The organism is Mesorhizobium sp. M00.F.Ca.ET.216.01.1.1, from assembly GCF_004010325.2.
GTDB lineage: Bacteria > Pseudomonadota > Alphaproteobacteria > Rhizobiales > Rhizobiaceae > Mesorhizobium.
Genome location: NZ_SADR02000572.1, coordinates 1 through 283 on the forward strand (window position 1 = coordinate 1; position 283 = coordinate 283).

General features: G+C 58.7%; 1 pseudogene. It reads left to right on the forward strand.

Features of this window, described 5'->3' with window-relative positions:
- Nucleotides 1-126 precede the first annotated feature (126 nt).
- A pseudogene (locus tag EN859_RS37485) lies at nt 127-283 on the forward strand (ISNCY family transposase); the annotation flags it as partial.

Here is a 283-nt window from a genome sequence, read left to right on the forward strand (position 1 = left end):
GGAGCGGCAATCAGAAAACCACGATGGCCTTGCCAGCGACAATCAGCATGATAATTTGCCCGTGACCGCGCCCTGAGAGTCTCATCCAGATTGTCGCGCAGGTCTCTCCCAGATCGCCGCGCTATAGACATGGTCAAAAGCAATTGGGTTTATCGTAAGCTGCGCAACTTCCGCGCCGGCATCGAGGCCGGCATCTCCTGCCTGAAACGCGCCTACGGCTTGAGGCGCTGCACTTGGCGCGGGCTCGACCACTTCAAGACCTATGTCTGGTCCTCTGTGGTGG